At 67.7% G+C, this 8,605-nt stretch carries 7 protein-coding genes; 6 read left to right on the top strand and 1 reads right to left on the bottom strand.

Annotated elements, in window-relative coordinates; genetic code table 11:
• Window positions 1-331 precede the first annotated feature (331 nt).
• From F3J14_RS31655 to F3J14_RS31675, 5 genes are all read left to right on the top strand, one after another.
• Window positions 332-637 carry a DUF485 domain-containing protein gene (locus tag F3J14_RS31655; RefSeq protein ID WP_006754805.1) on the top strand — a complete coding sequence of 102 codons (306 nt, stop codon included), beginning with the start codon at window positions 332-334 and terminating at the stop codon, window positions 635-637.
• Between the two features lie 11 nt (window positions 638-648).
• Entirely contained in the window at window positions 649-2,334 is a 1,686-nt protein-coding gene (locus F3J14_RS31660) for a cation acetate symporter (protein ID WP_166726275.1), read from the top strand.
• Between the two features lie 353 nt (window positions 2,335-2,687).
• A complete protein-coding gene (locus tag F3J14_RS31665; protein ID WP_011658021.1) occupies window positions 2,688-3,977 on the top strand; it encodes a dicarboxylate/amino acid:cation symporter in 1,290 nt (429 codons plus the stop codon).
• Between the two features lie 4 nt (window positions 3,978-3,981).
• Entirely contained in the window at window positions 3,982-6,000 is a 2,019-nt protein-coding gene (locus F3J14_RS31670) for an ATP-binding protein (protein WP_166726276.1), read from the top strand.
• Window positions 6,001-6,081: 81 nt separating this feature from the next.
• Window positions 6,082-7,437, top strand: coding sequence for a sigma-54 dependent transcriptional regulator (locus tag F3J14_RS31675; protein WP_166726279.1), 1,356 nt, complete (start codon window positions 6,082-6,084; stop codon window positions 7,435-7,437).
• A gap of 81 nt (window positions 7,438-7,518) precedes the next feature.
• Here the strand turns inward: F3J14_RS31675 and F3J14_RS31680 are convergent, their stop codons facing one another.
• On the bottom strand, window positions 7,519-8,055 hold the full coding sequence (locus F3J14_RS31680; RefSeq protein ID WP_166726277.1) for a TlpA disulfide reductase family protein: 537 nt from the start codon (window positions 8,053-8,055) through the stop codon (window positions 7,519-7,521).
• 160 nt (window positions 8,056-8,215) lie between these two features.
• Between F3J14_RS31680 and F3J14_RS31685 the strand changes: the two genes are divergently transcribed.
• Window positions 8,216-8,605, top strand: a 390-nt coding sequence (locus F3J14_RS31685; protein WP_166726278.1) for a hypothetical protein, incomplete at its 3' end; no start/stop codon positions are given.

The raw sequence follows: 8,605 nt of genomic DNA on the forward strand, positions 1-8,605 counted from the left end.
TCTCGGCGCCGATACCGACGACGTGCTCGGTGGCTGGCTCGGGCTGTCGGGAGACGAGCTGGCGCGGCTGCGCGCGGATCGCATCGTATAGATCACTTTTGCCGCCGCGGCGCGGGCGGAGCAGTCGACGCGCCGGCCATCCACCAGACACCCCTCGCAATGACGAGGCGGTTGCCCTGCGGGGACTGGAGTAGGCGCTAAAGCACCAACACCAGTCGACCGCGAAGCATGGGACCAGAGCAAGTGCTAAAGCACTAACTCTGGTCGACCGCAAAGCATGGGACCAGAGTAAGTGCTAAAGCACTAACTCTGGTCGACAGGAGGAGACACCATGGAGCTTTCCGTCATCGAATCGGTCACGGCGTGCCGTGACTACCAGCAGCTCGTGCGCGCGCGGCGCCGCTTCAGCTTCACGCTGACGGCGCTGATGATCGCCACCTACTACGGCTTCATCCTGCTCGTCGCGCTCGCGCCGCACGTGCTGGCCGCGCCGCTGTACCGCGGCGCGACGACCACGGTCGGGATCGTCGCGGGCGTCGCGATCATCCTGGTCGCGATCGGCCTGACCGCGTGGTACGTGCTGCGCGCGAACCGTGCGTTCGACCGCCGCGTCGCCGCGATCCTGCAGCGTTCCTGATGGAGGCCCCCATGCGACTCACTTCGAGCGCGCTCGGCGCGCTGGCCGTTCTCGTTTCCTCCGCCGCGCACGCGACCTCCGTCGCGGGCCCGATGCCCGACAAGGTCGAGCTGAACCCGGTCGCGATCGCGATGTTCTTCGCGTTCGTGTTCGCGACGCTCGCGCTCACGCGCTGGGCCGCGCGCCGCACGCGCTCGACGCGCGACTTCTACACGGCCGGCGGCGGCATCACCGGGCTGCAGAACGGGCTCGCGATCGCGGGCGACTACATGTCGGCCGCGTCGTTCCTCGGGCTCTCGGGGATGGTGTTCATGTTCGGCTTCGACGGGCTGATCTACTCGATCGGCTTCCTGGTCGGCTGGCCGTTCGTGATGTTCCTGATCGCCGAGCCACTGCGCAATCTCGGCAAGTTCACGTTCGTCGACGTGGTCGCGTACCGCTTCGCGCAGCGGCCGATCCGGCTGCTGACGTCCGCGAACGCGCTGACGATCGTCGTGCTGTACCTGGTCGTGCAGATGGTCGGCGCGGGCAAGCTGATCCAGCTGCTGTTCGGGCTGTCGTACGGCACGGCCGAGCTGATCGTCGGCGTGCTGATGGTCGTCTACGTGTTCTTCGGCGGGATGACCGCGACCACCTGGGTGCAGGTGATCAAGGCCGTGCTGCTGCTGTGCGGCGCGACGCTGCTCGCGTTGCTCGCGCTCGGGGAATTCGGCTTCAGCGTCGACGAGATGTTCCGCCGCGCGGTGGCCGTGCATCCGGGCGCGCTGTCGATCATGGGCCCCGGCAAGCTGATCCGCGATCCGGCCAACGCGCTGTCGCTCGGCATCGCGCTGATGTTCGGCACGGCCGGCTTCCCGCACATCCTGATGCGCTTCTTCACGGTGCCGAACGCGAAGGAGGCGCGCAAGTCGGTGCTGTACGCGACGGGCTTCATCGGCTACTTCTATTTGCTGACCTTCGTGATCGGCTTTTCGGCGATCGTGCTGCTCGCGCAGCATCCGGAATTCTTCCGGCTCGGCGCGAACGGCACGTTCAACCTGACGCACGACCTGCTCGGCGGCTCGAACATGGTCGCGGTGAAGCTCGCGCAGGCGGTCGGCGGCAACTGGTTCTACGGCTTCATCGCGGCCGTCACGTTCGCGACGATCCTCGCGGTGGTCGCCGGGCTGACGCTCGCCGGCGCGACCACGATCTCGCACGACCTGTACGCGCAGATGTGGGCGCGTGGCAAGCCCGACGAGCGGCTGGAAATGCGCATCTCGCGCGCGGCGACGATCGGGTTGTCGGCGATCGCGATCGCGTTGTCGATCCTGTTCGAGCACGTGAACGTCGCGTTCATGGTCGGCCTCGTCGCGGCGGTGGCCGCCAGCGCGAATTTCCCGGTGCTCGCGATGTCGATCTTCTGGCGCGGGATGACGACGCGCGGCGCGGTGCTCGGCGGCAGCCTCGGCCTCGCGTCGGCGGTCGCGCTCACGGTGCTGTCGAAGTCGGTGTGGGTCGACGTGCTGCACCACGCGCATGCGCCGGTGTTCCTCGACAACCCGGCGCTCGTGTCGGTGCCGCTCGCGTTCTTCGGGATCGTCGTCGGCTCGCTCGCGGACCGCAGCGAGCGAGCGCGGCGCGAGCGCGACGCGTTCGCGCAGCAGGAGTTCTACGCGCAGACGGGCGTGCTGGCCAGTCGCGCCGTGCAGCACTGATCCGTCCGACGAATGAGTGAATCCGTCCGGATCGCCGGACGGATATTTTCCGGAAATCCGGAATCCCGGATTTCCTTGCCTGCCGCATTATGAGAAATACAATGAAAACAACGGCTTGAGGGGTTCCGGAAACCTGGCATCGACCTTGCGATATGAATAGCACGGCCGTCCCCCGGCCTGACTATTAAACCAAGGAGACAATCGATGACCAATGCCTTCCTCCCCTGTCGGATGTCTTGAGGCATCGCTTGTTGCGGCACGGCAGCCGCGCGGGCGAATGGTTCTTTCCCCTGACATTCGCCTGCGCGCGTGACGCCGTTTCCACCGGCTCATCTACTTCAGCAGGAACCATCGTGAAGAAGAAACCCTTCTACAAAGTGCTCTATGTGCAGGTGATTTTCGCCATCATCGTCGGCGTGATCCTCGGCCACTTCTACCCGGCGCTCGCCACCGACATGAAACCGCTCGGCGACGGCTTCATCAAGCTGATCAAGATGGTGATCGGGCCGATCATCTTCTGTACGGTCGTTACCGGCATCGCCGGCATGGAGGACATGAAGAAGGTCGGCCGCGTCGGCGGCAAGGCGCTGCTGTACTTCGAGGTCGTGTCGACCTTCGCGCTGCTGCTCGGCCTGGCGGCCACGCATATCCTGCGTCCGGGCGTCGGCTTCAACATCGATCCGGCGACGCTCGACGGCAAGGCCGTCGCATCGTACGCGGCGAAGGCGCACGGTCAGTCGACCGTCGACTTCCTGCTGCACATCATCCCGAACACGATGGTCGATGCATTCGCGCAGGGCGAAATCCTGCAGATCCTGCTGATCGCGCTGCTGTTCGGCAGCGTGCTCGCGCACCTCGGCGAGCGCGGCAAGGTCGTGACCGACTTCATCGACGGTCTCACGCGCGTGCTGTTCGGCATCGTGCACATCGTCACGAAGCTGGCGCCGATCGGCGCGTTCGGCGCGATGGCGTTCACGATCGGCAAGTACGGCGTCGGCTCGCTGGTGCCGCTGCTCAAGCTGATCGGCACGTTCTACCTGACGTCGATCGTGTTCGTGCTGGTCGTGCTCGGCACGATCGCGCGCGTCACCGGCTTCTCGATCATCCGCTTCGTGTCCTACATCAAGGAAGAGCTGCTGATCGTGCTCGGCACGAGCTCGTCGGAAGCCGCGCTGCCGCAGCTGATGGAAAAGCTCGAGAAGGCCGGCTGCTCGCGTTCGGTCGTCGGCCTCGTCGTGCCGACCGGGTACTCGTTCAACCTCGACGGCACCAACATCTACATGACGATGGCCGTGCTGTTCATCGCGCAGGCGACCAACATCGAACTGACGTGGATGCAGCAGCTCACGCTGCTCGCGGTCGCGATGCTGACGTCGAAGGGCGCGAGCGGTGTCACGGGTGCGGGCTTCATCACGCTCGCCGCGACGCTCGCCGTCGTGCCGACGATCCCGCTGTCGGGCATGGTGCTGATCCTCGGCATCGACCGCTTCATGAGCGAATGCCGTGCGCTGACCAACATCGTCGGCAACGGTGTCGCAACGGTCGTCGTGTCGGCGTGGGAGAAGGAGCTCGACCGCAACAAGCTGCGCCAGGCGCTGACCGGCGGCGGCGAAGTCAAGACGACCGAGGCGGCCGGCGTCTGACACCATGAACGAGCAGGCGGCGGTACCGCCCGCGGCCGCCGCGCCGCGCGGCGACCGGGGCGGTCGGGGCGGTGATGCGGAGCCCTATGACACAATAGGTGATCCGCATCGCCAGGAAGTCACGTCCGTGAAGCGCCGCCTGCTCATCCTCGTCGTGCTTGCCGTAGCGCTCGCGGCGGCGTGCGCGCTGACGTGGACCATCACGTGGCGGCGCGGCGTCGCCGAGCTGCAGCGCAACGCCGCAGTGCGGGTCGACCGCACCACCAACGCGCTCAAGAGCACGCTCGACCGCTACGAATCGCTGCCTTATCTGCTCGGCAGCCATCCGTACATGCAGGACCTGCTCGCCGAGCCGAAGCGCACCGATTTCACCGGGCGCGCAAACCGTTATCTCGAAGACCTCAACGAACACGCGCACGCGACCGTCACCTACGTGGTCGGCGCGGACGGCCTGTGCGTCGCCGCCAGCAACTGGCGCGCGCCCGACAGCTTCGTCGGGATCGAATACCGCTTCCGTCCGTATTTCCTCGACGCGATGAACGGCCGGGTCGGCCGCTTCTTCGGAATCGGCACGATCTCGCGCGATCCCGGCTACTACATCTCGCAGCCGGTGCGGCGCGACGGCAAGATCGTGGGTGTCGTCGTCGTGAAACTCAATCTCGAATGGTTCCAGGGCGCCGATGCGTCCGAACCGCTCGTCGTCGCGGACGATCACGGCGTCGTGTTCCTGTCGTCCGTGCCCGCGTGGAAATACCACACGCTGCATCCGTTGACGGGGCCCGTCGCCGCGTCGATCTACGAGACGCGCCAGTACGCGCAGCAGCCCGTCACGCCGCTGCCGCTGCGCGTCGAGCAGGTGCTCGGCGCGGACGCGGAGATCGTGCGCCTCGGCCCCGGCCTGCGCGCACCGCGTTTCCTGGCCAGCAAGCGGCGGATCGGTGAACCCGACTGGCTGCTCGTCACGCTCGCGCCGATCGCACCGATCGATGCCGATGCGCGCAACGCGACCATCGTCACGGGCTTCGGCTTCGTGTCGGTTGCGTTGCTCGCGTTCTACTGGCGCATGCGCCGTGCTCGCGTGCGCGAGATGATCCGCGGCCGCGCGCTGCTGCAGCAGGCGTATGCGGAGCTGAACCGGCGCGTCGAGGAACGCACGGCCGACCTGTCGGAAGCGAACGAGCAATTGCAGAAGGAAGTCGGCGAGAGGATCCGCGCGGAACAGGAATTGCGCGCCGCGCACGACGAACTGATCCAGGCGAGCAAGCTCGCCGCGCTCGGCCAGATGGCGGCCGGCATCACGCATGAACTGAACCAGCCGCTCGCGGCATTGCGCAGCTTCTCGGACAACACGCGCGTGCTGCTCGATCGCGGCGAGCAGGCGGCCGCGCGGGAGAACCTCGAGGCGATCGCCGCGCTGACCGAGCGGATGGGCAAGATCACCAACCAGCTGAAGCTGTTCGTCGGCCGCGCGAAGCCGCGCAACGAACAGGCGCTGGTCGTGCGCGCGCTGCGCAGCGTGCTGTCGCTGCTCGGCGACCGGCTGCGCGGCGTCGCGCTCACGCTGACGCTGCAGGATGCGACCGTGTCGCCCGCGCAGGATGCGCCGCTCGACCTCGCGCGCGATTATCCGGACCTCGTCGCCCGCTGCGAGGACTTGCGCCTCGAACAGGTGCTGATCAACCTGCTCGGCAACGCGCTCGACGCGGTCGCGGGTGTCGCGGCGCCGGCGATCGAAGTGACGATCGCGGTGTCGGTCGCGACGCTGGCAATCGAGGTGCGCGACAACGGCCCGGGCATCGCGCCCGACCTGCTGCCGCGCCTGTTCGAACCGTTCTTCACGACCAAGGAAATGGGGCGCGGGCTCGGGCTCGGTCTCGCGATCTCGTCGTCGATCGCGAGCGACGCGGGCGGCGCGCTGACCGCGCGCAATGCGCCGTCCGGCGGCGCGCTGTTCGTCTTGACGCTGCGGCGCACGCGCACGCATCATCCGGACTCCCTGTCCGAGCCGGCGGGCTCGCGCTAGGGCCCGTTCGCCGCACGACCGGCATCAACGAGAGCCGCGCGCGTTTCCCGCCGCGCGGCGTGTCAGGAGCAAGTGACTACGATGGCCAACCGGCTGCAAGTGATCTATATCGAAGACGATGCGCTCGTTCGCCGGGCGAGCGTGCAGAGCCTCCAGCTCGCGGGGTTCGACGTCGTCGGGTTCGAATCGGCCGAGGCGGCCGACAAGGCGATCGTCGCGGAAACCGCCGGCGTGATCGTCAGCGACATCCGGCTGCCCGGCGCGAGCGGGCTCGACCTGCTCGCGCAGTGCCGCGAGCGCGTGCCCGACGTGCCGGTGATCCTCGTCACCGGCCACGGCGACATCTCGATGGCCGTGCAGGCGATGCGCGACGGCGCGTACGACTTCATCGAAAAGCCGTTCGCGGCCGAACGGCTGATCGAGACCGTGCGTCGCGCGCTCGAGCGGCGTGAACTCGTGCTCGAGAACCATGCGCTGCGGCGCGAGCTGGCCGGGCAGAACATCGTCGCGCCGCGCATCATCGGCCGCAGCCCGGCGATCGAACAGGTGCGCAAGCTGATCGCGAACGTCGCGCCCACCGACGCATCGGTGCTGATCAACGGCGACACGGGCGCCGGCAAGGAGCTGATCGCGCGCAGCCTGCACGAGCTGTCGCCGCGTCGCGACAAGCCGTTCATCGCGGTGAACTGCGGCGCGCTGCCCGAGCCGATGTTCGAGTCGGAGATGTTCGGCTACGAGCCCGGCGCGTTTACGGGTGCCGCGAAGCGCCGCGTCGGCAAGCTCGAATATGCGTCCGGCGGCACGCTGTTCCTCGACGAAATCGAAAGCATGCCGCTCGCGCTGCAGGTGAAGCTGCTGCGCGTGCTGCAGGACGGCGTGCTCGAGCGGCTCGGCTCGAACCAGCCGATCCGCGTGAACTGCCGCGTCGTCGCGGCCGCGAAGGGCGACATGAGCGAGCTCGTCGCGGCCGGCACGTTCCGGCGCGACCTGCTGTACCGGCTCAACGTCGTGACGATCGCGCTCCCGCCGCTCGCCGAGCGCCGCGAGGACATCGTGCCGCTGTTCGAGCACTTCATGCTCGACGCGGCCGTGCGCTACGGCCGGCCGGCCCCCGTGCTGACCGACCGGCAGCGCGCGAGCCTGATGCAGCGCGACTGGCCCGGCAACGTGCGCGAGCTGCGCAACGCGGCGGACCGCTTCGTGCTCGGCGTCGCCGACATGCCGCAGGAAGCGGGCGCGAACGGCGACGATGCCGAGAGCGACCAGACGCTGAAGGAGCGCATCGAGCAGTTCGAGCGCGCGGTGATTGCGCAGGCGCTGAACCAGACGGGCGGCGCGGTCGCGGCGACGGCCGACCGGCTGCATGTCGGCAAGGCGACGCTGTACGAGAAGATGAAGCGCTACGGGCTGTCGGCGAAAGGCGAAACCGAGCGCTGAAAAACGAACGGACCGCAGGGCGGTCCGTTGTACGGAGCAGGGCTGCGTGCACCCTGCGAGCGGGGAATCGTGTGGCGGCGCTCAGGCCGCGTTGCTGTCGAGCGCCTTCTTGAGCAGCGCGTCGAGTTCCGCGAACTGCGGTGCGCCGACGTAGCGCTTCAGGATCTTGCCATTCTTGTCGACGACGAACGTCGTCGGCGTGAGCTGCACGTTGCCGAACTGCTTCGCGACGCTGCCGTCGTCGAGCGCGACCTTGAACGGCAACTGGCGCGTCTGCGCATAGTTCGCGACGTACATCGGGGGATCGTAGTTCATCGCCACCGCGACGAATTCCAGCCCCTGACCCTTGAAGCGATTGTAGGTCTCGACCATCTGCGGCATTTCCTGCATGCAGGTCGCGCAGCTCGTCGCCCAGAAATTGACGAGGTAGACCTTGCCCTTCAGGTCGCCGGCCGTCGACACCTTCTGGCCCGACAACAGCGTGAACGTGGCGTCCGGCGCGCTGGACTTGCCGTTGAACGCAAAGAAGCCGGCAACGGCGATGGCCGCGACGACGACCGCCGCGACGATATAGCGGGCGGGGCCGGTGCGGCGCTGGGCGGGAGGCGTGGTGTTCATCTGGTGCTCTCGGAGTCGGTCGATGACGCGGGTCGATGCAAAGGACGTCGAAATTCGGCGCTCATTTTAGCGCGAATGCGCGGCACGCACCGGCGGCCGCCACGGATCCCCGGTGTCAGCCTTGGCGGATAATGGCCGTTTTGCCTGTTCGATCCCCGCCATGCCGAAGGAAGTCATCGATTCGTTGCGCCCCCTTTTTCGTCCGCTGCGACACTTCGCCGCGCTCGCATGTGTGAGCGCCGCGCTGGCCGCGTGCTCGCCATCCTATGACTGGCGCACGCTGCACAACGACGCCGGCTATACGATCGACCTGCCGGCGAAGCCGACCGTCGAGGACCACCCGGTCGCGGTCGGCGGCGCATCGATGCCGATGCGGATGCAGGCCGCGCACGTCGACGGCGCGGTGTTCGCGGTCGGCACGCTGACGCTCCCCGACGACCGCGACGACACGCGCGGCGCGGCGCTCGAGTTCCTGCGCGCCGGGCTGTCGCGCAATCTCGAAGGCGCGCCGCGGACGGCCTCGGTGCCGGTGCCGCTCGCGGCCGGCGGC

It is taken from the genome of Burkholderia sp. Tr-862 (assembly GCF_011753085.1).
GTDB classification, from domain to species: Bacteria; Pseudomonadota; Gammaproteobacteria; order Burkholderiales; family Burkholderiaceae; genus Burkholderia; species Burkholderia ambifaria.